Annotated in this window: 22 protein-coding genes and 2 pseudogenes; 6 read left to right on the top strand and 18 right to left on the bottom strand. The window is 58.2% G+C overall.

Translation table 11 applies throughout. From position 1 onward, the window contains the following. Positions 1 to 466: 466 nt before the first annotated feature. The 7 genes from NW833_RS01525 to NW833_RS01555 all read right to left on the bottom strand — a co-directional run bounded on the left by NW833_RS01525 (position 467) and on the right by NW833_RS01555 (position 6689). The gene (locus tag NW833_RS01525) at positions 467 to 733 is read right to left on the bottom strand and encodes a hypothetical protein (protein WP_414411311.1); all 267 of its coding nucleotides are present in this window, start codon (positions 731 to 733) and stop codon (positions 467 to 469) included. Between the two features lie 62 nt (positions 734 to 795). After that, positions 796 to 1377, bottom strand: a complete 582-nt coding sequence (locus tag NW833_RS01530; protein WP_414411312.1) for a tRNA-(ms[2]io[6]A)-hydroxylase — start codon at positions 1375 to 1377, stop codon at positions 796 to 798. A gap of 140 nt (positions 1378 to 1517) precedes the next feature. Continuing rightward, positions 1518 to 2588, bottom strand: coding sequence for a 3-deoxy-7-phosphoheptulonate synthase (locus tag NW833_RS01535; RefSeq protein ID WP_414404844.1), 1071 nt, complete (start codon positions 2586 to 2588; stop codon positions 1518 to 1520). Positions 2589 to 3171: 583 nt separating this feature from the next. Beyond that, complete coding sequence (locus NW833_RS01540; protein WP_414411313.1) at positions 3172 to 3975, bottom strand: DUF2993 domain-containing protein; 804 nt, start codon at positions 3973 to 3975, stop codon at positions 3172 to 3174. 21 nt (positions 3976 to 3996) lie between these two features. Continuing rightward, a complete protein-coding gene (locus tag NW833_RS01545; protein ID WP_414411314.1) occupies positions 3997 to 4440 on the bottom strand; it encodes a hypothetical protein in 444 nt (147 codons plus the stop codon). 212 nt (positions 4441 to 4652) lie between these two features. Continuing rightward, positions 4653 to 5264: a hypothetical protein gene (locus tag NW833_RS01550; protein WP_414411315.1), complete on the bottom strand. Its 612-nt coding sequence runs from the start codon at positions 5262 to 5264 to the stop codon at positions 4653 to 4655. Positions 5265 to 5480: 216 nt separating this feature from the next. Beyond that, complete coding sequence (locus tag NW833_RS01555; protein WP_414411316.1) at positions 5481 to 6689, bottom strand: aminotransferase class I/II-fold pyridoxal phosphate-dependent enzyme; 1209 nt, start codon at positions 6687 to 6689, stop codon at positions 5481 to 5483. A gap of 612 nt (positions 6690 to 7301) precedes the next feature. On the opposite strand from NW833_RS01555, the gene hpf reads away from it, so the two are divergent. Continuing rightward, a complete protein-coding gene (gene hpf / locus NW833_RS01560) occupies positions 7302 to 7883 on the top strand; it encodes a ribosome hibernation-promoting factor, HPF/YfiA family (RefSeq protein WP_414410291.1) in 582 nt (193 codons plus the stop codon). 76 nt (positions 7884 to 7959) lie between these two features. Here hpf and NW833_RS01565 read toward each other — a convergent pair whose 3' ends face one another. Further along, entirely contained in the window at positions 7960 to 8733 is a 774-nt protein-coding gene (locus NW833_RS01565; protein WP_414411395.1) for a hypothetical protein, read from the bottom strand. 203 nt (positions 8734 to 8936) lie between these two features. Then, entirely contained in the window at positions 8937 to 9209 is a 273-nt protein-coding gene (locus NW833_RS01570) for a hypothetical protein (RefSeq protein WP_414411317.1), read from the bottom strand. A gap of 218 nt (positions 9210 to 9427) precedes the next feature. Here NW833_RS01570 and NW833_RS01575 point away from each other — a divergent pair, with 218 nt between their 5' ends. Further along, entirely contained in the window at positions 9428 to 10936 is a 1509-nt protein-coding gene (locus NW833_RS01575) for a UbiD family decarboxylase (protein WP_414411318.1), read from the top strand. Between the two features lie 90 nt (positions 10937 to 11026). On the opposite strand, the gene NW833_RS01580 is transcribed toward NW833_RS01575, so the two are convergent. After that, entirely contained in the window at positions 11027 to 11269 is a 243-nt protein-coding gene (locus tag NW833_RS01580; RefSeq protein ID WP_414394164.1) for a hypothetical protein, read from the bottom strand. Positions 11270 to 11430: 161 nt separating this feature from the next. Here NW833_RS01580 and NW833_RS01585 point away from each other — a divergent pair. After that, positions 11431 to 11745 (top strand): annotated as a pseudogene (locus NW833_RS01585) (pyruvate kinase); the annotation flags it as partial. A 95-nt stretch (positions 11746 to 11840) separates the two neighbouring features. Here the strand turns inward: NW833_RS01585 and NW833_RS01590 are convergent. Further along, positions 11841 to 12431, bottom strand: a pseudogene (locus NW833_RS01590) (homoserine kinase); the annotation flags it as partial. 460 nt (positions 12432 to 12891) lie between these two features. Between NW833_RS01590 and NW833_RS01595 the strand changes: the two are divergent. Beyond that, entirely contained in the window at positions 12892 to 13668 is a 777-nt protein-coding gene (locus tag NW833_RS01595) for an EfeM/EfeO family lipoprotein (RefSeq protein ID WP_414411319.1), read from the top strand. 184 nt (positions 13669 to 13852) lie between these two features. Beyond that, complete coding sequence (locus NW833_RS01600) at positions 13853 to 14515, top strand: hypothetical protein (protein ID WP_414411320.1); 663 nt, start codon at positions 13853 to 13855, stop codon at positions 14513 to 14515. Between the two features lie 88 nt (positions 14516 to 14603). Here NW833_RS01600 and NW833_RS01605 read toward each other — a convergent pair whose 3' ends face one another. Next, positions 14604 to 14846: a hypothetical protein gene (locus NW833_RS01605; protein WP_414411321.1), complete on the bottom strand. Its 243-nt coding sequence runs from the start codon at positions 14844 to 14846 to the stop codon at positions 14604 to 14606. A gap of 171 nt (positions 14847 to 15017) precedes the next feature. Here NW833_RS01605 and pyk point away from each other — a divergent pair, with 171 nt between their 5' ends. Then, positions 15018 to 16859 carry a pyruvate kinase gene (pyk, locus tag NW833_RS01610; RefSeq protein ID WP_414411322.1) on the top strand — a complete coding sequence of 614 codons (1842 nt, stop codon included), beginning with the start codon at positions 15018 to 15020 and terminating at the stop codon, positions 16857 to 16859. On the opposite strand, the gene NW833_RS01615 is transcribed toward pyk, so the two are convergent. The 6 genes from NW833_RS01615 to sufB form a co-directional block, all read right to left on the bottom strand. After that, positions 16856 to 17062, bottom strand: coding sequence for a hypothetical protein (locus NW833_RS01615; protein WP_414411323.1), 207 nt, complete (start codon positions 17060 to 17062; stop codon positions 16856 to 16858). The genes pyk and NW833_RS01615 overlap by 4 nt on opposite strands. A 135-nt stretch (positions 17063 to 17197) precedes the next feature. Beyond that, positions 17198 to 18583: a 1-acyl-sn-glycerol-3-phosphate acyltransferase gene (locus tag NW833_RS01620; RefSeq protein ID WP_414411324.1), complete on the bottom strand. Its 1386-nt coding sequence runs from the start codon at positions 18581 to 18583 to the stop codon at positions 17198 to 17200. A 131-nt stretch (positions 18584 to 18714) separates the two neighbouring features. Then, positions 18715 to 19161: an AbrB family transcriptional regulator gene (locus NW833_RS01625; protein ID WP_414411325.1), complete on the bottom strand. Its 447-nt coding sequence runs from the start codon at positions 19159 to 19161 to the stop codon at positions 18715 to 18717. Between the two features lie 247 nt (positions 19162 to 19408). Further along, positions 19409 to 20716 carry a Fe-S cluster assembly protein SufD gene (gene sufD / locus NW833_RS01630; protein WP_414411326.1) on the bottom strand — a complete coding sequence of 436 codons (1308 nt, stop codon included), beginning with the start codon at positions 20714 to 20716 and terminating at the stop codon, positions 19409 to 19411. After that, the gene (sufC, locus tag NW833_RS01635; RefSeq protein ID WP_414411327.1) at positions 20713 to 21486 is read right to left on the bottom strand and encodes a Fe-S cluster assembly ATPase SufC; all 774 of its coding nucleotides are present in this window, start codon (positions 21484 to 21486) and stop codon (positions 20713 to 20715) included. The genes sufD and sufC overlap by 4 nt, the downstream gene beginning before the upstream one ends. A gap of 101 nt (positions 21487 to 21587) precedes the next feature. Further along, entirely contained in the window at positions 21588 to 23024 is a 1437-nt protein-coding gene (sufB, locus tag NW833_RS01640; protein WP_414411328.1) for a Fe-S cluster assembly protein SufB, read from the bottom strand. Between the last annotated feature and the right edge of the window lie 69 nt (positions 23025 to 23093).

Raw genomic sequence — 23093 nt, forward strand, 5'->3', positions numbered from 1 at the left:
TTTGGAAAAAAGACTGAGTCGAGGCGCAGCAGCGAAGGCTCTAGATCTTGCTCAAAGCGACTGTAGACCAATAGACTTGTCGAGGGCACTAGAAAAGAGCCAGAAACCCTCGGTTAATGGGAGATCTCTCTCAGAACGCCTGCCCAGTACTGTCAATGTTCTGGAGCTGCATGCAGGCGCTTGGGATTAAACTCTGTTGCTGTGATAGATGGTGGCAATCTGTAGGGCTGTAGTACAAATATTGGGGATCCTAAAATGCCCTGAAAATCGTTGTGAATTATGTGGGTCTCATTTGCACAGCGGCTCCCTGGAGGGACAACAGCAAGAGGTGGGTGTATTTAAACAGCATGACTCAGGCAGGAGCCGACCTGGCTTTCCATCTCCCTCCCTGCAGAAAGGGGTGCTGGCTAGTTGAGATCCTCGTCTTATCTTACTGCTGGCAGGATCCTGAGGGTGGAGGTTGCATTCATTCTAGTTTAGGCAGCCTCCGGAGTACCAACTTCCAACTGTTGCCGATTCCCCTCACCCAGGCTAAACTGGCTGCCACCCAGAGGGCGGGATCTTGGATCAACTGGCGCGTCGGCTTGCTCACCTCAAACCAAGGGTGACTCACCCGCAAATACCCCAGCAGTGATCGGCTCTGTAAACTGACACAGCCAATGCCGCCGGGCACCGTGGGCCAGATAAGCCACTCCAGGTCAATGTGGCTGTCCTCTAGGGTGCTAGCTTCCAAGCTGTGGCACCAGCAGCACCGCTGTAACTGGCCAGCCGCTGCTGTGTCGCTTGGAACTGGAGCTAGCTGTGGACACGAGGCTCGGGGTGGAGGGTAGAGAGGATCTCGGCTTCTACTTGCAGCAGGGTGTCCAGACGCTCCTGCACCTGGTCGGCGGGGAACTGCGCCAGGGCCAGATCCAGATACAACTGCCAGTGCCGTTCTTCAGCCGCTGCCAGCCAGAGGTAAAACTGCCGCAACTCGGGATCGGGGAGGTGAATTCCCAGCAGGCTTAGGCGTTCGTGGCTGCGAGCTTCGATAATGGCGGCCACTAGCAGTGCATCTAGAAGATGCTCTGGCTCATGGCGGCGCAGGTGCTGGTTGAGGCGGCTGGCGTAGGGAGCCGCTGGCAAAGGCCTAAGCGGGATCCCCAGCCGCTGCAGATGGCGATGGACTCGCTCAAAATGCTGCAGCTCCTCCCGCGCCAGCGGCGACAGAGCTTCCACCAGCTGCCCGTTGGCTGGGTAGCGGAAGAGGAGACTGAGGGCGTTACCCGCCGCTTTTTTCTCGCAGTTGGCGTGGTCTAACAAGACGAGGTCGAAGTGACGAATGGCCTGATCGATCCAGGCCGCAGAGGTAGGGGAAGCCAGTTGGAGGGTAACCACAGGTTCGAGAAAAGCGCAAAAAAGTTTTGTCAAGAACAGTTTCTCTGCCCCTTCTCCGCCAGGGGCTTGGGAAGAGGGACAATTGGATCTTAGCGTTGCCCCTCTCCCTGCTTAGACAGCCCTGGACAAGGCTGGGGCATTTAGTGGCTTAGGGCCAAGGTCTTTCCTGCCACAGTTGCCGCCATTTCCTCCAGGAGCTCCTCCGTCTCCTCCCAGCCGATGCAGCCGTCAGTGATGGAGACGCCGTACTGGAGCGGTACCCCCTTCTGCCAAGTTTGCTTGCCCGGCTTGAGGTTGCTCTCGAGCATGAGTCCCATCAAAGCCCGCTGCCCTTCCTGGTATTGCCGCAGCACTGCTCGACAGACGGATCCCTGCCGGCGGTAGTCTTTGTGGGAGTTGTCGTGAGAGCAATCCACCATCACTGAGCGCGGGATCCCTTGATCCTTCATTAGCAAAGCCGCCCGCGCCACATCTTCCGGCCCGTAGTTGGTCTTGCCGCCGCCCCCCCGCAACACGATATGCCGGTCGGGGTTGCCGGTGGTTTTTACCAAAGCCGTCATGCCGTCTTGGCCAATGCCCAGAAAACTGTGGGGGTGGCTAGCGGACACGATAGCGTTGAGGGCAATCTCCAGCCGCCCGTCAGTGCCGTTCTTGAAGCCCACGGGCATGGAGAGGCCGCTGGCCATTTCCCGGTGGGTCTGGCTTTCAATGGTTCTAGCGCCGATGGCCGCCCAGCTCACCAGATCAGCTGTGTACTGAGGAGTCACTGGATCCAGCATCTCTGTGGCGCAGGGCAAGCCCAGCTCGTTGATCTGCAGCAGGATGGAACGGGCCAGTTGCAAGCCGGTGGCGATATCGCAGGAGCCATCCAGGTGGGGATCGTTAATGAGGCCCTTCCAGCCCACCGTGGTGCGGGGCTTCTCAAAATAGGTGCGCATCACAATCACCAGGTGCTCGCGGGTTCGGTCGGCCACCCGCTTGAGGCGATGGGCGTACTCTAGCGCCGCTTCCGGATCGTGGATGGAGCAGGGTCCAACAATTACCACCAAGCGATGGAGATCCCGTCCGTGGATGATGTCGCGGATGGCCTGCCGTGTGGAGAGCACCACCTGGGCGGCCCTTTCCGTGAGGGGCAGCTTGGCTTTGACAGCAGCAGGGGTGATCAAGGGAGTTACCTCTTGAATGTTGCAGTTGTCGGTTTGGGGGGGCATAGCACCGTCGTCCTTATTGCTGCAATGCAAGTGAGGGATTAAACCACCGAGCCATCAAAAAAGCCCTGGCTCTAGGCCCAGGGCTTCAGGACGGACTCGAGTAAACTTAGCTTCTGAGTTTACGCGCCACCCTTCCGCCCTGGTTGCCGCCAGGGAAAGGTAAAGTAGCCAAAAAAGGTAGCGCGCCAGGTCATTTCCAGAGCAAGGAACTCGAAATCTGACGGATGAGACGAGTATAGCGAAAGTATACCCGAAAAGAAACCGAATTTGCCAAGGCAGGTTTAGGTTCTAGGCTGCTCCCAGGCTTCCCCATCAGAAAACGAGGAGCCGCCTTCCGCTGCTGCAGTCTGACAAGGCCGTAGCGGCAAGAGCCCCGCAAGCCTGGCAGGAACCGAGGCCATCAGCCCATCTCGGCGGGTAGACACGCCCCAAGCCCAGGGGATAGGCATTGGTCAATGTTTTCCCTTCTGGGGGTGTTCTCACCAAGCCTGGATTGTCTAGCCTCAGTGCTCAGATGCCTCCACCGAGGACCCTTGGGCTTTTTGCCCCTACAAGAGCAAACCCCTCTGGCCAGGGATCCCCGCTAGGATCCCGTCAGCGCCTCCAAGCCCTCAACCCGCACAAACCCAATGACCTGCATTTGGTCAGCGGCTATCTTCAGCTTCAGTACCCGCACCTGGATCCCCAGCTCTTCCAGCTCTTGCAGGTCAAACACTTTGTTGAGTCCTCCCAAGAACGCCTGGGTGATCTCGTCAGGAACCCGCACCGAGCCGATGGCAAACTCTGGCTCCTGAAGCCGCAACCTGCGTCCCTCTTCCACCTGGATCCCGGCGTTGAACACCACCTCAACTGCCTGATCCCTGCTGCCGTCTTTCTCCACCAAGAGAGCGGCAAGTTGGATGCGGTCAGGCTCCAAAAACTTGGCGCGCGGCTGGCGCAGTTCAAAATAGCGGGGTTCGTTCCCGCCCCCACCCAAGGGCAGATCTGCCTGGATCCGCTGAAACTGCCTGAGCACCTCAGGCGAGTTGAGAGCAGCATTGAGATCCTCCTGACGCACCACGACCTGAAATGCTGCTTGCAGGGGCTGTCTCAGCCGCAAAGGAGCTCCTTGGAAAAAAGCAGGGTCGATAGCGACTGGGTCGGTTTCCAGCTCCAGAAGCTCCAGGCGCGGAAAGGGTGCCCGGTACAGCCCCCGCCCGGCAACTAGAAGGCGCTCCGCCTGGCCATTGAGTAGGCGGTAGTTAGGCTGGCTCTGGATGCGTACCTCCAAAACCTCTGCTTTATCCAGCTGGGTTAGGAGCATTTGGCGCGCTGCCTGCTCTGCCCAATAGCCTGCCCCTGCCCCCAAGGCGGCCAGCAAGGCCACTAAGGTTGCCAGGATCTCCATCCTTGCCGCCGCAGTCTGGCCTCACACAGGCTCGCCCGCGGATCCTTTGTGAGGGCTGGCTTCAATGGGTCGGTTGCCAAGAAAAGTTTTGGCAATCTTCAGACCACCTGCCATCACCGGGCGGTTGAGGGCGGGGTCATGGACGAATTTGAGGCCAGAGGCAACTATTGGGCGCCCTTCGCCCCAGGTATCGACCACTTTTAGCGTGGCAGCCGCAACTGGACGTCCATCCGCAAAGTAATCCACCACCTTTAGGGTGGAGGCCCCTACTGGTCGCTGGTCGATCTCAATCTCGCTGAACTTCACAGGGCTGGGAAACACTGGCGGGCCGATCCTCTCTCCCCCCTCCTGAGCAGCCGGTAGATCAGCACCGGCAGGCCGAGGAGCCAAATTGAGGCCGTTGCCTTGCTCCGGAGAAGTTTCTTGCTGCGGCAGCGGGCTGGGAAGACCCGTGGAAATGGCCATAGGAACCTCCTCCGTTACAGACGATTAACTTTGGAACAGGCTTTTGCCATCCTCAGCCCGGATCAAGAAAGCTGGGATCGGCGTCTCCGGATTGCTAAAGCTAAATCCTGAAGATATTCTAAACTAAGTCTAGCCTGGGATCTGCCTTTCCCTTCAGCTGCGAAACACTAGCGAGAAGAGAGGGAGCAGGAGAAGCTTAGCAGGCTGGGAGGCTAGTGCAAGGAGTACTGCAATACATAGGCCCCCTCCTGGCTTGGCTTGTAGGTGTTGGCTCGGAGGGTGTACGTGCCGCTGCGAGGCAAAAAGGCAATCAACAGGGCATCGGTGCCGCCACCCTGGTCGTCATCCCAAGCCATCACCTTCCCCTCCGGATCTAACAGTTGCAAGAAGGCATCGAAGTCAGAGCTGGTCAAGGAGGCGACCAGGATTTGGCCAGGGCGAGCAGTGATAGGGTATTCCTCCATCCAACTGCCATCTTCCGGGTGCTGAAGGGATCCCGCGTGGAGGCGGCCCGATAGGGTTTGCTGCCAATTGACCTGCGTGAGGGTATAGGTCAGCCGGTAGGAGCCGCTGGCAGCCGGCTCAAAGCTAGTGGCCCGCAGGGTGTAGGTGCCTTCCTGCGGCAGCCGCACTGCCAAGAGGGCGTTGACATCTAGGCCCGAGTCATCATCAAAGCCGATCACCCGTCCCTGCTCGTCCACCAGCTCCAGATAGGGGTCAAACTCTTCACTCTCCAAGGCGGCAATCAGGATTTGCCCAGCCTTGGCTACTACAGGGATCCCATCCCAGTAGCTGCCATAGGCGCGACTAACCTTGTCCTCCACTGTGAGGCCTCCCCTTAGGGTCTGGCTGTCTCTTCCTAGGACAGATGCCAGCGGGGCTCTCCCTAGGTCTAATAGCTGGCAGCCCCCTGCCAGGGCCACCCAACTAAAGGCTAGCCAGGCTCCCCAACGGCGGAACCGTGGAGCAATGGGAGGCAACTTCCCCATCGAGGCTCTGGATTTCAATCCTACCCCCCAGAAGGGGGACAAGGACGGCCATCACAGCTTCTCCCAAGCTTGCAAGACAGCCTCTAGGGCCAGCCGCCCGTGGCTGAGATGGGTTCCTCCTTGTAAGTAGACAATGTAGGGCTCCCGCAGCGGTCCATCGGCGGAGAGCTCCGCGCTGCTGCCGGCCACAAACGTGCCTGCCGCCATCACCACTGGATCGGCGTAGCCGGGCATCACCTCTGGAATTGGGGTGAGATAGGAATCTACCGGGGAGCTGCTTTGGATGGCGCGGCAAAAGGCCTGCAGCTTCTGTGGGGATCCCAGTTGAATGGCCTGAATGATGTCAGTGCGGGGTGCTTGGGGCAGCGGAGAGACGGGATAGCCTAAGTCATGGAACACCTGGGCGGCCAGGTGAGCAATCTTGACGGCCTCGGCCACCATTTGCGGAGCTAAGAACAGCCCTTGGAACAGCAGGCGGTTGAGATCGAAAGTTGCTCCTCCTTCCGAGCCGATCCCTGGTGCCGTCAGCCGGCAGGCAGCTTTCTCCACCAGTTCGGCTCGCCCTGCCACATAGCCCCCTGCCGGGGCCAGGGTGCCACCTGGGTTTTTGATTAGGGATCCAGCAATCAAATCTGCGCCTACATGGGTGGGCTCTTGGGTTTCCACAAACTCGCCGTAGCAATTGTCCACCAAGACCACCACTTCGGGGTTTTGCGCCTTGACCACCTGGATCATCTCGGCAATCTGGGCAATGGAGAAGCTGGGTCGCCAGGCATAGCCACAGGAGCGCTGGATGTAAACCAAGCGTGTTTGCGGCTTGAGGGCGGTTTTCAAGGCCTGCCAATCGACATCTCCTTCCCGCAGATCCAACTGGCGATAGGTAACACCGAACTCCCGCAAGGATCCCCGGCCGGATCCCCTTATCCCAATGACCTCCTCCAGAGTGTCGTAGGGGGGGCCAGTGATGGCCAACAGCTCATCCCCTGGGCGCAGCACCCCAAACAAAGCACAGGCAATGGCGTGGGTGCCGGAGACCATCTGCAGCCGCACCAGCGCCGCCTCGCAGCCCATGATCTGGGCAAACACTCGGTCCAAAACCTCCCGCCCCTGGTCGTCGTGGCCGTAGCCCGATACGCCGGCAAAGTGATGGGAGCCCACCTGCTGGTCGCGGAAGGCTTGCAATACCCGGGCCAGGTTCTGCCTGAGAACTTGGTCTACTGCCCGAAACCGCTCCCCCAGGGCCGCTTCCGCTCTGTCCAACAGCTCAGCTACCTTCGACGGGATCCTTGCCAACTCCCCCCCTTTTCCACCCCAACTTGCTTCGAGAGCAATCTCCAGAAGCCGAAGGCCACTTTTTGGGCCTACTGACGCCAATATTGGTGTGGAATCCTGATCTTGATAGAAAGCTTAACTTCAGTCAACATCTCTTCACTTCCTTTGGTTACTTTTAGCTTAGCTAGTTTAGACAAGGCAGCCAACGTCGCTTCTTGTATAATAGGATAAAGTAGCACGGCAGTTCCAAGCAAAAATAAGGGAGTCGCTTAGCTGGCTAGGAAAGCCAGAAGGAAGTTGTGGACTGCAATTCGGCAGGAGAGGAAAAATTCCGGTCGTTTAGTCTCCCGAATTCAGCAGGGAAGTTGGATCAATCAAAAATTAAGGCAATCTAAATTTATCCTTAATCTCCAGTTCAAAGCCAAGAGTGAGGTGTTAACCTAGACTTAACTCCAAAGGTTAGTGCCCTTGCAAAAGCCGCACTTTAGTCAACTTTCATTGCCCCCTTTGGCCAGTTGGCGGGCGGGGAGGGTGTGGAAGCTTCTTGCAAAGGTTAGGCACTCACTTGAGGCGTAGACTGACACACTCGGGAGAGTTTCCATGGCGAAGCTTGTGATCCAAGGAAAAAACATCGAAATTACCGATGCCATCCGCAGCTACGTTCAGGAAAAAATTGAGCGAGCTGTTAGCCATTTTGCTCAGATCACCAGCGAAGTGGATGTCAATCTGTCGGTAGCCCGCAACCCCCGCATCAGTGCCAACCAATCTGCCGAAGTTACCGTTTACGCCAACGGCACTGTCATTCGAGCGGAAGAAAGTACTGAAAACCTTTACGCCAGCATCGACCGAGTGGCCGACAAAATAGCCCGCAAGCTGCGCAAGTACAAAGAGCGCAATGGCGTTCACCGCATCCGCCATTCTCCCAAAACTTCAGTGGCGGTGGCCCAGCAGCCGCCCACAAATCCTGTGAATATGAATCGGCAAGCGGAGCTGCCCCCTGAGGTAGTGCGCACCAAGTATTTCGCCATGCCGCCCATGACGGTTGAGGAGGCGATGCACCAGTTGGAGCTGGTGGATCACGACTTCTACGTGTTCCGCAACATCGAAAATGGCGAGATCAACGTCCTCTATGTCCGCAAGCACGGTGGCTATGGCTTGATCCGCCCCCACCCTAGCGGCTAGCTGCAAGATGCTTGGCAGCCCTGCTGTAGGTTCCCCATTTTGCCCTAGCGATTGCGTCTAGCCTTCGTCTAAGCCCTCAGACGCCAAGAGACTTCCCAACAGGCAACAGCTGGTGCAGGAACTGATCCTGGTGTTGGCGCAAGCTGCCCAGGTCAGGCCCATGGTTGAGCAAGACGAAGTAGGTGCCATCTGGCAACTGTCCCAACATCATCAGGCAATTGGGGGCCGATCCCACCTGGGCGACCGTGCCCGGAAGCAGGGTGCGCAGCTGCAGGGGGCTGTGGCCAAGGACGGCTACAGGTAGGATCCGCGCTGGATTCTCGTATGGGGCTGCCAGCAGATGCTGCCACAGATGGGTCAGGGCACGGGGGGAGAGATGCAGTTCCTGCCCCTCTAGACGAATCTCTGCTTCGCTGGGGAGGAGGGCGGGATCTAACTGGGCAGCCGGCTCAGTTACCAGGCGCCGCCGCAGGTACTCCACCAGGGCTCTGGGGCCTCCCAGTTCCGCCAGCAGGGCTGCTGCCATGGCCCGGTCGATGTTGCTGTTGAGCATCTGCAGCAGGGATCCCAAGGGCGGCGAGGTATAGCTAACCAGGCAATGGAGCTCAGCAGGCAGTTCCTCTAGCGTTGATCCAGAGCCGCCGAGGGCTACAGGGTAGGGCTGTTGGGGATCCCGAAGGAGTTCGGTAAGCCGGCGGGCGCTAGCTAGAGCGTCGGGCTGGCCCAGCAAGCGGAAGGGGGGCACCACCTTTACCTCGCCGTCAATCTGGCGAATGCCAAGGCCGTGCAGGTGGCGCGCCAGCTCGACGACATTGGCCTCCCGGAAATAGGGATCCCCGCCCCCCACCACAACCAAGTCTCCCTTCAGGCGCTGGCCGGAGCGATAGCCGGTGGTGTAAAGCGATGCTCGTAGCCCCAGGTCTCTAGCGCCATCAGGCTGAGGGCCAACTGATCCAAGGCTCCTACCGGCAAGGGTTGATCTAGGAGGTGCTCGGCCAGCAGCTTGCCTTTGGCTGTCCAGAGGAGGATCCCTTGCTGCGAGAGAGCCCCTCCTTAGGCAGCCAACTCCTGCAAAAAGCCCGACAAGACCACAGTGTAGGGAGAACCTTGCTCCTGGGGCGACTGCTCACGGGGCCACCAGGGCGGAAGGCCAGGCGTGCCGCTAGGAGAAGGCAGGGGTGGTGGCGGAGTAGGGATGGGAGGGAAAAGATCCTGGGTGGAAGAGGGAGCCGCAGCCCTCCAGCAGATCCCCAAGGCCAAAGAGCAAGCTAGGGGGATCCCTGCCCAGAAGCAACGGGAGCGCAGCCCTGGCGGGATGGACAACATGCTGACCTCACAGGCAAGACTTGAGGCTACTCTACTGCCATGCAGAGGGTCCTGGCAAATTGCTTTGCCTTGCTGCTAGGCAGTTGGCCGTAAAGCCAGGAGAGTGGACTCCTGCCTACAAGAGAGGCCAAGATCGAGAGCACAGCAGTACTGCCCTTGGAGGAAGACATCCGGCCTGCCCTGCAGGTTGACCCTCAGCTTCTGCAAGTGCTCCCTTCATGCCCAGAGATCTGCGCCGCTTCATTGCCCTCCTAGAATCCCGTGGCCAGCTCCGCCGCGTGACCGCCGAGGTGGATCCCGAGCTGGAAATTGCCGAAATTGCCGATCGCCTCTTGGCCTGCGGTGGCCCGGCGCTGCTGTTTGAGCGGGTCAAGGGATCCTCCATGCCCCTGCTCATCAACGCCCTGGGCACAGTGGAGCGCATCTGCTGGGCGCTGGGGATGGAGCGGCCGCAAGAGCTGGAGGAGCTGGGAAAGAAGCTGGCCCTGCTCTACCAGCCGCGCCCGCCAAAAGACCTTGCCCAGGCGGTGGAGCTGGGACAGGCGCTGTTCCGCGTCTTCAAAGCTCGACCCAGCCGGGAGCTGCTCCCTCCTTGCCAGCAAGTGGTGGTGCGCGATGAAGCGGTGGATCTCACGCAACTGCCCCTGTTGCGGGTCTATCCCGGCGACGCTGGGCGGGTGCTGACCCTGGGCCTGATGGTTACCAAAGATCCGGAAAATGGCATTCCCAATGTGGGGGTGTACCGCCTGCAACTGCAAAGCCGCAATACCATGACGGTGCAGTGGCTGTCGGTGCGGGGAGCAACTCGGCATCTGCGCAAGGCGGCGGCCCTGGGCCGGAAGCTGGAAGTGGCAGTGGCCATCGGGGTAGATCCCGCCGTGATCCTGGCGGCGGCCACGCCCTTGCCGGTGGATCTCTCCGAGTGGCTGTTTGCCGGCCTCTACGCCGGAGAGGGATTGCCCCTAGCCCGCTGCAAAACGGTGGATCTGGAAGTGCCGGCCCACGCCGAGATTGTTCTAGAAGGCACCATAACCCCAGGGGAGGTGGCCCCCGACGGTCCCGCTGGGGATCACATTGGCTACTACGGCCCTCGCAACGAGCAGGCTCCTTTAATTCGCTTCCACTGCCTCACCCACCGTCGCGATCCGATTTACCTCACTACCTTTAGCGGCAAGCCCCCCAAGGAAAACGACGTGATGGCCCTGGCCCTAAACCGCATCTACACCCCCATCCTTAGGCAGCAGGTGCCGGAGATCGTGGACTTCTTTTTGCCGATGGAGGGCCTGGGCTACAAGGTGGCCATTTTGTCCATTGACAAGGCCTACCCCGGCCAAGCGCGGCGGGCGGCCCTAGCTTTTTGGAGCGCCTTGCCTCAATTTAGCTACACCAAGTTTGTGATTGTGGTGGATAAGGACATCAACGTGCGGGATCCGCGGCAGGTGCTTTGGTGTCTGTGCTCGCGGGTGGATCCGCAGCGGGATGTGTTCATCTTGCCGGACAATCCCTTTGACGCCTTGGACTTTGCCACCGAAAAGCGGGGCCTGGGGGGCAAAATGGGAATCGACGCCACGACCAAGATCCCGCCGGAAACGGACACCCCCTGGCGGCAACCCCTTGCCCCGGATCCGGAAGTGGCCCGCCTGGTGGATCGCCGCTGGGCGGAATACGGCCTGGCCGATCTCAACTTGCAGCCGGCGGATCCGCGCCTATTTGGCTACGAGTTCTAGAGGTGGCTAAGAGGCTGGCGGGTGCAACAAGCGCTGTTCTGGGTTGCTTACCCTTGCCTTCAGTGGGCTATGGCGAGGGTGGGCCTAAGCCTACTGGGCACCAAGGGCGGCTAACAGCTCGTCTGCCAGCATCACCGCCGTATAGACTAGGGCCTGGCGCTGCTCAGGAGACAAGTTGCCAACGGGGGTCTGGGAGTTGCTCAGGATACCTTGCAATAGCCTGCTAGCCACGTATTCCCGTTTGGAGACGCCAGGGCTAGAGATAGTGGGGTTATCCAGGGAAAACTTTTGGTGGTGCTCGAAGGGAAAGGCGTATTCAGAAGCTATCGGCATGGCTTCACTCCCAACCCAAACTTGAAGCTGCGCTCAGCCCATTTTCCTGGACTGGGAATCTTAGAAAGCAAGGTCTCAAAAAAGACACTACGGGCTATCGTATCAAGGAGATCCCTGCGTGGGGGAACAATCTTGATCTGCTCTCCCCGGAAAAGATTGCCATGCACTTAAGCGAGTCTTTTCGACGCACCAAGATTGTGGCTACCCTTGGCCCCGCCAGCTCTGATCCAGCCATTCTCAGGGAAATGATCCTGCAAGGGGCAACTACCCTTCGCCTGAACTTTTCCCATGGAGATCACGATCTCCACCGCCGCAGCATTCGCCTGATCCGCCAAACGGCGATGGATCTGGGGATCCAGGTTGCCATTTTGCAAGACCTGCAGGGGCCCAAAATCCGCCTGGGCAAGTTCGCCGAAGGCTCGATCACCCTCAAGGCTGGGGATCCCTTTGTGTTGACCAGTAAGCCCGTCTTGGGAGTCTCAATCAAATAATCCCGGTAAACGGGACTGAAACCCTGGCTCTGCGCCGCCCGTTCCACCAGGTCATAACCGGGAATCAACCCCCGCCGGTAGGGCTGATGCAAACGGTCTTGCAACCCCGCCCGCAACAATTCCGGCGACCCCTGCTGCAACCCCTGGAGCAAACACCCCAACGCCCCCAGATTCGCCACCGCATCCCGGTAGGGGACATGACTCGGCAACACCGCTCGAGCCTCCGCCGTAGATAAGGCAAACTCAGGAATCGCCAAAACGGGGGTCACTTCAGGATGCCAAGGAATCTCAGCAACGCATTCCCCGCAGGTCAACCGACAGCCCCCCCACCAGGCAGGCACCACATTATCGGGATGCCCCTCCAACGCCACCCCCCAAGCCAACACCTGGGAAGCCGGGAGCGGTTCCCCCAGGAAATAGTGCGCTGCCCGCAGACCCGCCACAATTGCCGTCGCCGAACTGCCCAACCCCCGCGCCAAAGGCACCTCCAATTCCAGGGTTAACGTCACCGCTGGCACCGCCTGCCCCAAGCGTTCATACACCAGGGCAAAAGCCCGATAGGCTAAATTTTCCCCCGCCACCGTCGCCCCCTGGCTAATCAGCGGTTCCCCACCCGAAATCCTGTTTTTCGGGGCTTCACCCGGATACCCTCCAGACTCGTTGGGGTTCACCAAGCCCTGCCAACCGAAAAAACCACGATCAGCTAGTTGACAGAATTTATCATTTAGTTGACAGAATTTATCATTTAGGTATACGCTGAAGAGCAATGCAACCTAGCGAGTTCTTTGCCGCCGGTAAAGTCATAGCTTGCCTATTGCTTAACTGTTCTATCCTAAGTTTGGTTGGGGAGCGTTGTTTTTTTACAGATTCACTGTCAGCCTGGAGGGAGTGATTTCAGAAATTTTGATCAATATATTCCAAGCGATTTGAGCAGGTCATATTAAGCCTGAAAAAGTTTGCCATTGCCACTCGTAAACCCCGTTAACCTTATTTACCCCAAAGGAGTCGTTTATGCGTCGGTATTTGTCTGCTTTCCTGATTAGTGTATTAGTCTGCTGGATGTTGGTAAGCTGTTCTTTTTTTCAATCGTCAACTTCAAATAATTCTGAATCTGTCACTCAAAGTTCTCCCATGAATGACCCCTATGCCCAGCAGGTTATGGAGGGGTTAGCCTACCTTCAAAAACGGGCGGATGAACTGCTTAAGTTAGTGGAAAATCTCCTGGTCGCCCTAAAAAGTGGGGATATTAATCGTGCCCGGCAAGCTTATGTAGAGGCTCGTCCTCCCTATGAAGAAATTGAAGTTTATGCGGCTAGTTTTCCCGAAGAAGATGAAGCTATTGATGCTCGCCCCTATGCCATTAAAGGTGGGGAAACTTCGGAAAATTATCGCAGTATTCACCGGATCGAAGCCCTTATCTATCGGGACAATAACTTGGCGGCGGCAGTGCCCTACGCTGAAAAATTGGTGGATAGCGTGAAATCTCTGATTGCCAAACTCAACGATCCTAAAAATTTCAATTCATCTCTAAATTTTGCCGGAATGTTAGCTTTGGCGGAGGAGATTCCTTCCAAAAAGATTTCCGGTGAAGAAGAAACCTGGTCAGATCAAAGCATTTTAATTTTCAAGCACAACTGGATTGGGATTCAAAGTCAATTTGAACCCTACAAATCCAAACTTGACCCGGCCTTGGTAGCGGAGGTTGATCAAGCCTATAAAAATGCGATGGCAACCATTATGGAATTTACCATTCCGGGAAAAGTCATAACCAAACCCTACAGTTCGGTGAATGCCCAACAGCGGGGTAAAATTGTCGCCGCCGCCTATGCCTATCGAGATGCTTTAGCCAAGGCAAAAGTGGCTTTGAATATTCCCGACCCACCGGAAGCATCTGAGAGTTGCAAGTGAATCATAGGCACGTCTATCAATGCACAACGATGGCAATAGGACATGAGTCTCAATCAAATAATCCCGGTAAACGGGACTGAAACCCCGCTTGTCGGCTGAGCCGGAAGAAGGCAGGGATCCTTTTGGGGATCCGCTCAGGTATTGTGGGGATAGGCACTGCAGTGGCTAAGCCGAGGGAGACGGTATGGAGTGGCTTATTTTTATCCTGTTTTTAGCTCTGGCTGCCGGGATCTTGGCTCTAGCCCTTTACCACGAAAAGAAACGTCGAGAAGCTCTGGAGCGGGTAGCTGCACAGCTAGGAATGCGCTTTTCTGCCCAGTTGCCTGAAGAGATTCGATCTCGCTTGTTGCAAGCAGGCTTTGGACTGTTTGAACGAAGCCATGGGCGGCGTTTCTATAATTCGATGTCCAAGCGGCTGATCGATGGCACTGAGATTACCGTTTTTGATTACCAATACACCCGCGGCAGTGGCAAGAGTTCTAGCACTTATCGCCAGTCCGTCTTCTACGCCTATCACGAGGATCTTCATCTGCCCCGTTTTCGGCTGCACCCCGAAAATGCCCTTTTCCATGGCATCGCCAAAGCTTTTGGCATGCAAGATATCAACTTCGAGAGCCACCCTAAGTTTTCTCGGAGCTATCTCTTGCGAGGAGAGAATGAAGCCCAAGTTCGGCTGCGGTTCCATCCTGGCGTCCTTGGTTTTTGGGAGCAGCATCCCAACTATTGCGCCGAAGGAGCTGGCGCCCACCTCATTCTTTGGCAAAATGACCGACAGGTGAATCCCGAAGGGATGGCAGAATGGATGCGCTTGGGGGAAGAGTTGACTCAACGGCTGCGGCGTATGTAGTAGCAGAGCCTACGGCCCCCCGCCGCGAACGGTCAACCTCGGCCTAAACCTCACCCCAAGAGGGTGCGCTGCAATCTCAAGAACCTCTCTACTGAGCGCCGAGGGCCACCAACAAATCATCTGCCAACAACACCGCCGTATAGACCAAAGCCTGTCGTTGCTCAGGAGATAAATCGCCGACGGGAGTCTGGGGATTGCTCACGATACCCTGCAGTACTCTGCTGGCTATGTATTCCCGCTTGGAAACCCCTGGGCTGGAGATAGTGGGGTTATCCAGAGAGAACTTCTGATGGTGCTCGAAGGGGAAGGCGTATTCGGGGGCAACCGGCATCGCTCGACTCCAGATGGATCTCTACACTCGGCTTTGCCTATTTTCCCATCCTCTCTCGCTGGGGATTTTAAAAAAGCGGTGCCTCAAAAAAGACATAACGGGTTATCGTAATCAGAGAGATCCCTAATGTGGAGGAAGGATCTGGGCTGCTCTCCCTTGGGAACAGTGGACATGCATTTGAGGGATTCTTTTCGACGCACCAAAATTGTTGCCACCATCGGCCCCGCCAGCTCTGATCCAGCCATTCTCAGGGAAATGATCCTGCAAGGGGCAACTACCCTTCGCCTGAACTTTTCCCATGGAGATCACGATCTCCACCGCCGCAGCATTCGCCTGATCCGCCAAACGGCGATGGATCTGGGGATCCAGGTTGCCATTTTGCAAGACCTGCAGGGGCCCAAGATCCGCCTGGGCAAGTTTGCCGAAGGCCCGATTACCCTCAAGAGCGGGGATCCGTTTGTCCTCACCAGCAAACCCATTTTGGGAACGCAGGAGCGCAGTTGGGTTACCTACGACAAGCTGGCCCAAGAGGTGCCGGAGGGAGCAACCATCCTTCTGGATGACGGTCGAGTGGAGATGCGCGTGGAGGCGGTGGATCCGGCAGCGGGCGAGCTCTTCTGCCGCACCATTGTCGGCGGCACCCTCTCCGACAACAAGGGAGTGAACTTCCCCGGCGTGCGCCTCAGCATCCGCGCCGTTACCGAAAAAGACAAAGAAGACCTCTACTTCGGCCTCAACCAAGGGGTCGACTGGGTGGCCCTCAGCTTTGTCCGCGATCCCTCGGATGTTCTGGAGCTGCGGGAACTGATGGCTGCCGCTGGCAAGCGAGTTCCCATCATCGTCAAGATTGAAAAACACGAGGCTATCCAGCAACTGCCTCAGATCCTGGCTCTTAGCGACGGGGTGATGGTGGCGCGGGGAGATCTGGGCGTGGAGCTGCCGGCAGAAGAGGTGCCGATCTTGCAGAAGCGGATCATCGCCATGGCCAACTGCCTGGGGATCCCGGTCATCACCGCTACCCAGATGCTGGACAGCATGGCCCATAGCCCTCGCCCCACCCGCGCTGAGATCTCGGATGTAGCCAATGCCATTTTGGACGGCACCGATGCCGTTATGCTCTCCAATGAGACGGCGGTGGGCAAGTATCCTGTCGAGGCGGTGGCCACCATGGCCCGCATTGCCCTGCGCATCGAACAGGACTACTTTAATCCCCTCTACGCGGATCGCCGCCACCACCTGCGCGCTCTTGCCCGGCAAGAGTTGAGCCAGACTAGGGGTAGCTGTGCCGAGGATAATTCGCTGCGTCCCAAAGCCCTGATAGCCGATTCCATTAGCCGCGCCGTGGGGGAAATTGCCGAGGAGCTGGACGCGGTAGCCGTGATGACCCTAACCAAAACCGGAGCCACAGCCCGCAATGTCTCGCGGTTTCGCCCGCGCACTCCCATCCTGGCCGTAACACCCCATGTGGAGGTGGCGCGGCAGCTGCAGTTGGTGTGGGGGGTACGCCCGCTGTTGGTTCTGGATTTGCCTACCAGCCGCCAGACCCTTCAAGCCGCCATTAACGTAGCCCAGGAAGAAGGCCTGCTCAAGGACGGGGATTTGGTGGTGCTCACTGCCGGCACCCTGCCGGGCATTTCCGGCTCCACTGACCTTATCAAGGTAGAAGTGGTGAAGGCGGTGGTGGCTAGAGGCAGAGGGTTTGGCAAAGGCACCGTCAGCGGCCCTGCCCGTATTCTCCGATCTGGCCTTGAGGCCAGCAAGATTACCCCTGGCGATATCCTGGTTGCCCGCGCCACTGATGCTAGCTATGTAGAGGCGATCAAGCAGGCGGCTGGAGTCATTACTGAAGAGGACGGCGTCTCCTCCCACGCAGCCGTAATTGCTCTGCGACTGGGAGTGCCGGTGGTGGTGGGGGTTAAAGATGCCACGCGCCTCATCCGCGACGGAGCTATTGTTACTTTGGACGCGGAGAGAGGCCTGGTTACTGCCGGCAGCGAGGGTTTAGGTTTCTAGCGCCGTCGTCGGGAGCAGCGGCGCAACAGCCACCTGGCGGCGGCCCGATCGCCTTCATCCCAAGCTAACCGCTCCACGGCCACCATCACCATCGAGGTAATTGCTGCCTCACTGAGATGCCATTGGGAACGCAGCTGCTGGACAGCCAGTGTAGCGGCCTCGAGGTCGCGTTTGCGAATGGCGCGGAGCAGCTCTTCAGACATCGACGAAGGCCAACCCCTCTGATCCTTTTTGCTATCTTTCTACCGCAAGAGCCAGAAGCTTCCCTTCTCCTAATGCCAAGATTTGTCTTGTTTGTCCAGAATGCCTTAAAAAAACTTCTTAGACGCTCGCTTGGGTTAGCCCGCAGGGATGGCCACAGGAGAGGGCAGTAGCCGCTCCATTGCTGCCTGCAGATCCTGGGTCAGAGCTTGGATAGCCTGCCGGCGGTTGGCCTGGTAGGTGGGCCAGCGCTCTGAGACGGAGAGGGGATCCCCGATGCGGAAACGGGCTAGCCGCGGCCCCAGCTGAGGAGGAGCGACCAAGGGATTCTGGCCTTTGATCCAAGCCAGGAGGTTCCACAGCCGCAGGGCGGTTTCGGCCAGTTCCTCCGGGCTGGGCTGCTCAGGCAGAGGGCGGACGGCAAATACCATTAGGGTCTCCACCAAGCGCATGTGCCAAAGGTGGAAAGTGGCCTCCGAGGCAATGCGATTGGCTAGGCTTTTTTCTACTGCAGAGAGGGCAGCAACATCGGGAATATCTTCCCGGTAGATCCAAGACCAGCCTGCCTGCTCAAGGCGATGTCGCCGCTCGATGAGGTCTCCCTGAGGTTGCAAGCCAAAGCGCTGCTCAGCCACGCGCAAAGCCAGATCCAATAAGCTTTGCAGACGTGTCCGCAGATCCCCTCCTTCTCCCCGCTTGGCCCAAGTTGCCGCAGGCAAAGTGGGGGCATAGAAGCGCTCGTAGAAGTTCTCCAGGGTCTGAATGAGGTGTTCAGCCAAGCGGAGCAAGCGGGCCATGAGAGATCCTTTGCCGACATGGGCTGAGCGCCCGGTTGGCAGGTGGCAGTTGGCCTCCATGCGGCGGAGCAACCTGTCGAGGGCTGCCCGGGGATCCCTCAAGTACTGGTAGCAGAGGCCCACGGGTAGGATCAGCACTTCCTCTGGCCGACCTGCCTTGAGCAGATCTTCCACTGCCCAAAAGCTCAACTGGGCCACTCCCGGTTCCAGGGGGTTGAGCAGCCCACTCATGCCGTTGATGGTCCCCTCGGGTGCCACGGCCAATGGATAGGGGCCTGAGACTAGCTGCTCGCGGGAACTCTTCAGCCCTGCCCGATCCAGACGGCCCCGCAGAATGGGGATCCCGCCTAGCCGGGGCAAGCCCCAACTGGCAATGGCCCCCAGCCACAGCGGCAGGCCGCGGTCGTAGACAAACAGGACGTGGGGCCGCTGCCGCAGCCGGATCCCCTGTTGCCGGGCCACCTGAGGCAAAAGGTGAGCAAACAGGTACAGCAGACAGGGAGGGTCATCGAGGGTGGGGTGGCGAAAGGCTACCAACAAGCGAATCTTGCCTGCTTCAAATTGCTGATAAAGCTGAGCCAAGCGCTCCCCTCCCTCCACCTCGACGCGCGGAATCCCTTTGGTCCAGCGCAACCAAAAAGGCAAGCCGGTTTGGACAAAACGAACCACCCAAGGCGTCAATCGTGGCGGCAGAAACTGGAGGGGAGGTTGAACCGTCTGCGGCATAGGGATCCTCAAATCTAGGGTTGGCACGCTTGGTAAACCTAGGCTTTGGATCCCCTCTTAAAGAGGGCGAAGAGGCAAAAAAGCCCCGCTGCAACAGTTGCTCAACTGGGCTCCCTCTGCTCAGAAGGTTTTCAACCTCCTGCTGCTTTCTTCCGGCGGCCCCGCGTCTTTTTGGGGGCAGCTTCTCCTGAGGCTGAGTCTTCCATGACCTGGCCGTTTAACACCTGCTTGAGGTGAATGTGCTTGTAGCCTAGGTGGATCTCAAACTCATCGCCAGGCTTGAGATTCATCTGCTTGGTGTAGGCAGACCCGATGATGATCTGCCCATTTTTGTGAACGCTGACGCGAAAAGAGGGTTCGCGACCGCGCTTTTCACGGCTACTTGGGCCGAGGCTGAGACCTTTTGCCGCTAGCACCGCATCGTAAAAAGCGTTTAAGTTGACGCGGAGCTTGTTGTTCTTGGTCACGGTTACGTAGCCACAGCGCTTTGCCGTTTCCCGGCGCGGAAGGTGCCCCAAAGCTTCTATCTTCTGCAAGAGAGCCTTGCCAGTTAGGGGTTGTGGTGGTATATCCAACATTTTCTAATACCCTACAGCCCTCTCTAGGATCATAACCTCCTGAAGTACTTCTGCAACCAAAAGCTTGCAGCTCCGCTCCAGGTCGTGTTTACTCTAGGGGAGAAAGGCTCTTCTCAATTGGGCGTTCAATGGGTGTTCTGGCTCTGGATAAAGCAGCAGAGAGAGGGGATTTGTTTTGCCCAAATGGCTTGGCAAGACGGCTAGAAGAAGGCCTCAGCTAGCGGCAAGTGCTCATCTTTTCCGGAAATTAGCCGGGCGCCAACTGCTGGGCTACTAGGGAGGGAAGCTGAGCCACAGGGATCCCCTCTAGGATCTCGGCGGCAAAGGCATAGGTGAGCAGTTGGCGGGCTTGGGCCAAGGGAATGCCGCGGCTTTGCAGGTAGAAGATCTCTTCCGCCTCCAGTTGGCCCACGGTGGCTCCGTGGGTGCATTTGACGTTGTCGGCGAAGATCTCCAGGTGGGGCCGGGTATCCACTCGCGCCTTGGGGCTTAAGAGGAGGTTGCGGTTGGTTTGGGCCGCGTCGGTCAGTTGGGCTTCTCGGCTGACCAGAATGCGCCCGCTGAAGACGGCACGGGCTGTCTCGTCGACAATGCACTTGTGCAGTTGGCGGCTACTACCCTGGGGGGCCTGGTGCCGCAGGCGGGAGTGGGTGTCGCTGTGCTGGGATCCCTTCAACAGGGTCAGCCCCTGCAGGTGGGTGTGGGCCTGGGGCTCCACCTGGGCCAGCTCCAGGTTGTGGCGGGAAAACTGGGATCCCCACTGGAGGGCCTGCAGCCGGTAGTGGCTGTAGCGGCCCTGGCGCACGGCGGTTTGGTTGATGTGAAAGGCCTGGGATCCCTGCCGCTGGACGAGGATGTGGTGCAGGCGGGATCCTTCTTCCAAGGCAATCTCGGTAACCGCGTTGCTGAAGGGGATCCCCGAGCCCCAGGAAAGGTGGTCTTCAATTAGGGTGAGGGAGCTGTAGGCTGGCAAAGTCAGCAGGCAGCGGGGCTGGGCCAAAACCGCCTCTCCTTCAGGGGCCACGGTTATCCAGAGTAGATGCAAGGGCGGCAAAACCTTCTCGTGGGGCAAGAGCTCAATCTGGATCCCGCCGCCTAGGTGGGCGGTGTTGAGGGCGCTGAAGACATCGACCTTGGCGATGGTTTGCAACCCTCTAGAGGCAGCCTGGCTGAGGGGAGCAAGGCGCAGCGCCGACGGCAGGCCGCTCAAGTCAGAAAGGTGGGGAGCGAAGTAGCCGTTGACCAAGACGGCATAGCTGTGGCGGCTTTCCGACCACAGCCAGGGCTCTAGAGTGGCCCGGTTCACATCTCCCTCCCCAGGGCCGGCCAAGCGAAAGGCGTGGGCCACTAGCGGCGAGAGGTCGCTGTATTTCCAGTCCTCTTCGCGCGGAGTGGGGATCCCCAGTTCCGCCAGTTGGGCACGGGCCTGCTGTCGCAGAGTGGCGTGGGAGTCCTCCACCTCCGGGATTTGGCTAAGAATGTGCTCCAGAAAGGAGCGGCCAAAACTGGCAGCGTCGCTTTCTCCAACCGACGACTTGGGCACCGCAGCGCTCATCCCACCTCCTCCCTAAGCCAGTCGTAGCCCCGCTTTTCCAGCTCCAGCGCCAAGCTCTTGTCCCCGCTAAGGACAATGCGCCCCCCTTCCATCACATGCACATAGTCAGGGGTCACATACTCCAGCAGGCGCTGGTAGTGGGTAATGAGGAGTATGGCCTTCTCGGGGCCAGCTAGCTGGTTGATGCCCTGGGCAACGATGCGCAGCGCGTCGATGTCGAGGCCAGAGTCCGTCTCGTCCAAAATGGCCAGGGTCGGCTCCAGCACGGCCATCTGTAGAATCTCGTTGCGCTTTTTCTCGCCGCCAGAAAACCCCTCGTTGACGGGGCGCTCCAAAAAAGCCGGATCCATTTTGACCAGCTCCAGCTTTTGGCGCACGAAGTCGTCAAACTCAAGGGGATCCATCTCCGGCTGATCCCGGTATTTCTGCCGGGCGTTGTAGGCAGCCCGCAGAAAATCCAAGTTGCTTACCCCTGGAATCTCGATGGGGTATTGAAAGGCCAAAAAGATCCCAGCCCAGGCCCGCTCCTCCGGTTCCATGGCCAAGAGATCCTTGCCCAGATAGAGGATCTCACCCCCGGTTACCCGGTAGTCCGGGTGGCCGGCCAGGATCTTGGAGAAGGTGCTTTTCCCAGAGCCATTTGGCCCCATGATGGCGTGGATCTCGCCGGCCCGAACTTCCAGGTTTACCCCCTTGAGGATAGGGTTGCCGTCGATCTCAGCGGTGAGATCGCGGACAGATAAAATGACAGGGCTGTTTTCCCGGATCATCTCAGCGGTTGCTCTGGAATGAACTCCAGACGAGCGTTCACCCTGGGATCGCGCAGCTAGCTAAAGTAAGCCGACAATTGCCCATTCAGCTTGCTGGGGATCTAGCCAACGGATCCCTCTAGCTTCAAGCTCAGCAAGCGATCTGCCTCGACGGCAAACTCCATGGGCAGTTGGTTAAACACCTCCCGGCAGAAGCCGCTGATGATCATAGACACAGCATCCTCTGCAGAGATGCCGCGCGACTGGAAGTAAAACAACTGCTCTTCTCCAATCTTAGAGGTTGAGGCTTCATGCTCCACTTTGGCGGTGTTGTTTTGCACTTCGATGTAGGGGAAGGTGTTGGCGCTGCACCGATCCCCAATCAGCAGGGAATCACACTGGGAAAAGTTGCGGGCGCCCTCTGCCTTCGGCCCAATTTTCACCAAGCCGCGGTAGCTGTTTCTGGAGTGCCCCGCCGAGATCCCTTTGGAGATAATTCGGCTGCGGGTGTTGCGGCCTATGTGGATCATCTTGGTGCCGGTATCGGCCTGCTGGTAGTGGTTGGTCAGGGCAACTGAGTAAAACTCGCCCACCGAGTTTTCCCCCACCAACACACAGCTTGGATACTTCCAGGTGATGGCGGAGCCAGTCTCCACCTGCGTCCAGGAGATCTTAGAGTTGGCCCCCTGGCAGAGGCCGCGCTTGGTAACAAAGTTGTAGATGCCGCCCCTGCCGTTTTCGTCGCCGGCATACCAGTTCTGCACCGTCGAGTACTTGATTTCGGCGTTGTCCAGGGCAATCAGCTCCACCACCGCCGCGTGCAGTTGGTTGGTGTCGAACATGGGGGCCGTGCAGCCCTCCAGGTAGCTGACGTAGGATCCCTCGTCGGCAATGATCAAGGTGCGCTCAAACTGGCCCGACTCGCTGTTGTTGATACGGAAATAGGTCGAGAGCTCCATGGGGCAGCGCACCCCCTTGGGCACATAGACAAAGGAGCCGTCGCTAAATACCGCCGAGTTCAGCGCCGCGTAGTAGTTGTCGGCAATAGGCACCACCGTACCCAGGTACTTACGAACCAGCTCGGGATACTCCCGTAGCGCCTCCGACATGGAGCAGAAGATGATCCCTTCCTTGGCCAGCTTCTCCCGGAAGGTGGTGGCCACCGAGACGCTGTCGAAAATGGCGTCCACCGCTACATTGGCCAGTCGCTTCTGTTCAGACAGCGGGATCCCCAATTTTTCAAAAGTCTCCAGCAGCACTGGATCCACTTCGTCCAGGCTCTTTTTCTTCTCCCGCACCTTGGGGGCCGAGTAGTAGACGATGTTTTGGTAATCAATGGGGGGGTAGGTCACGTTTGGCCAAGTGGGCTCGCTCATCTTCAGCCACTGGCGGTAGGCCCGCAGCCGGAACTCCAGCATGAAGTCCGGCTCCCCCTTTTTGGCCCAGATTTGGCGAATGATGTCCTCGTTTAGGCCCTTGCCGATGGATTCTGAAGGGATGTCGGTAACAAAGCCGTACTTGTAGGGCTGGTTAACCAGGGCGCGGACGCTCTTAGACATGGGTGGCTCTCAAGTAGGGATTAGAAGCGCGCAAGAACAGACGGCCAACTAAAACAACATAGTTGTTGC

The sequence above is a fragment of the Synechococcus sp. O70.1 genome (genome assembly GCF_047462215.1).
Taxonomy (GTDB): domain Bacteria; phylum Cyanobacteriota; class Cyanobacteriia; order Thermostichales; family Thermostichaceae; genus Thermostichus.

Excerpts from the sequence above, each read along its gene's own strand:
- NW833_RS01620 (WP_414411324.1), bottom strand. The coding sequence starts at position 18,583 with ATGCCGCAGACGGTTCAACCTCCCCTCCAGTTTCTGCCGCCACGATTG.
- NW833_RS01535 (WP_414404844.1), bottom strand. The coding sequence starts at position 2,588 with ATGCCCCCCCAAACCGACAACTGCAACATTCAAGAGGTAACTCCCTTG.
- sufD (WP_414411326.1), bottom strand. The coding sequence starts at position 20,716 with ATGAGCGCTGCGGTGCCCAAGTCGTCGGTTGGAGAAAGCGACGCTGCC.
- NW833_RS01595 (WP_414411319.1), top strand. The coding sequence starts at position 12,892 with ATGAATGACCCCTATGCCCAGCAGGTTATGGAGGGGTTAGCCTACCTT.
- NW833_RS01600 (WP_414411320.1), top strand. The coding sequence starts at position 13,853 with ATGGAGTGGCTTATTTTTATCCTGTTTTTAGCTCTGGCTGCCGGGATC.
- NW833_RS01605 (WP_414411321.1), bottom strand. The coding sequence starts at position 14,846 with ATGCCGGTTGCCCCCGAATACGCCTTCCCCTTCGAGCACCATCAGAAG.
- NW833_RS01540 (WP_414411313.1), bottom strand. The coding sequence starts at position 3,975 with ATGGAGATCCTGGCAACCTTAGTGGCCTTGCTGGCCGCCTTGGGGGCA.
- NW833_RS01580 (WP_414394164.1), bottom strand. The coding sequence starts at position 11,269 with ATGCCGATAGCTTCTGAATACGCCTTTCCCTTCGAGCACCACCAAAAG.
- NW833_RS01615 (WP_414411323.1), bottom strand. The coding sequence starts at position 17,062 with ATGTCTGAAGAGCTGCTCCGCGCCATTCGCAAACGCGACCTCGAGGCC.
- sufB (WP_414411328.1), bottom strand. The coding sequence starts at position 23,024 with ATGTCTAAGAGCGTCCGCGCCCTGGTTAACCAGCCCTACAAGTACGGC.
- hpf (WP_414410291.1), top strand. The coding sequence starts at position 7,302 with ATGGCGAAGCTTGTGATCCAAGGAAAAAACATCGAAATTACCGATGCC.
- NW833_RS01570 (WP_414411317.1), bottom strand. The coding sequence starts at position 9,209 with ATGTTGTCCATCCCGCCAGGGCTGCGCTCCCGTTGCTTCTGGGCAGGG.
- sufC (WP_414411327.1), bottom strand. The coding sequence starts at position 21,486 with ATGATCCGGGAAAACAGCCCTGTCATTTTATCTGTCCGCGATCTCACC.
- NW833_RS01545 (WP_414411314.1), bottom strand. The coding sequence starts at position 4,440 with ATGGCCATTTCCACGGGTCTTCCCAGCCCGCTGCCGCAGCAAGAAACT.
- NW833_RS01575 (WP_414411318.1), top strand. The coding sequence starts at position 9,428 with ATGCCCAGAGATCTGCGCCGCTTCATTGCCCTCCTAGAATCCCGTGGC.
- pyk (WP_414411322.1), top strand. The coding sequence starts at position 15,018 with ATGCATTTGAGGGATTCTTTTCGACGCACCAAAATTGTTGCCACCATC.
- NW833_RS01625 (WP_414411325.1), bottom strand. The coding sequence starts at position 19,161 with ATGTTGGATATACCACCACAACCCCTAACTGGCAAGGCTCTCTTGCAG.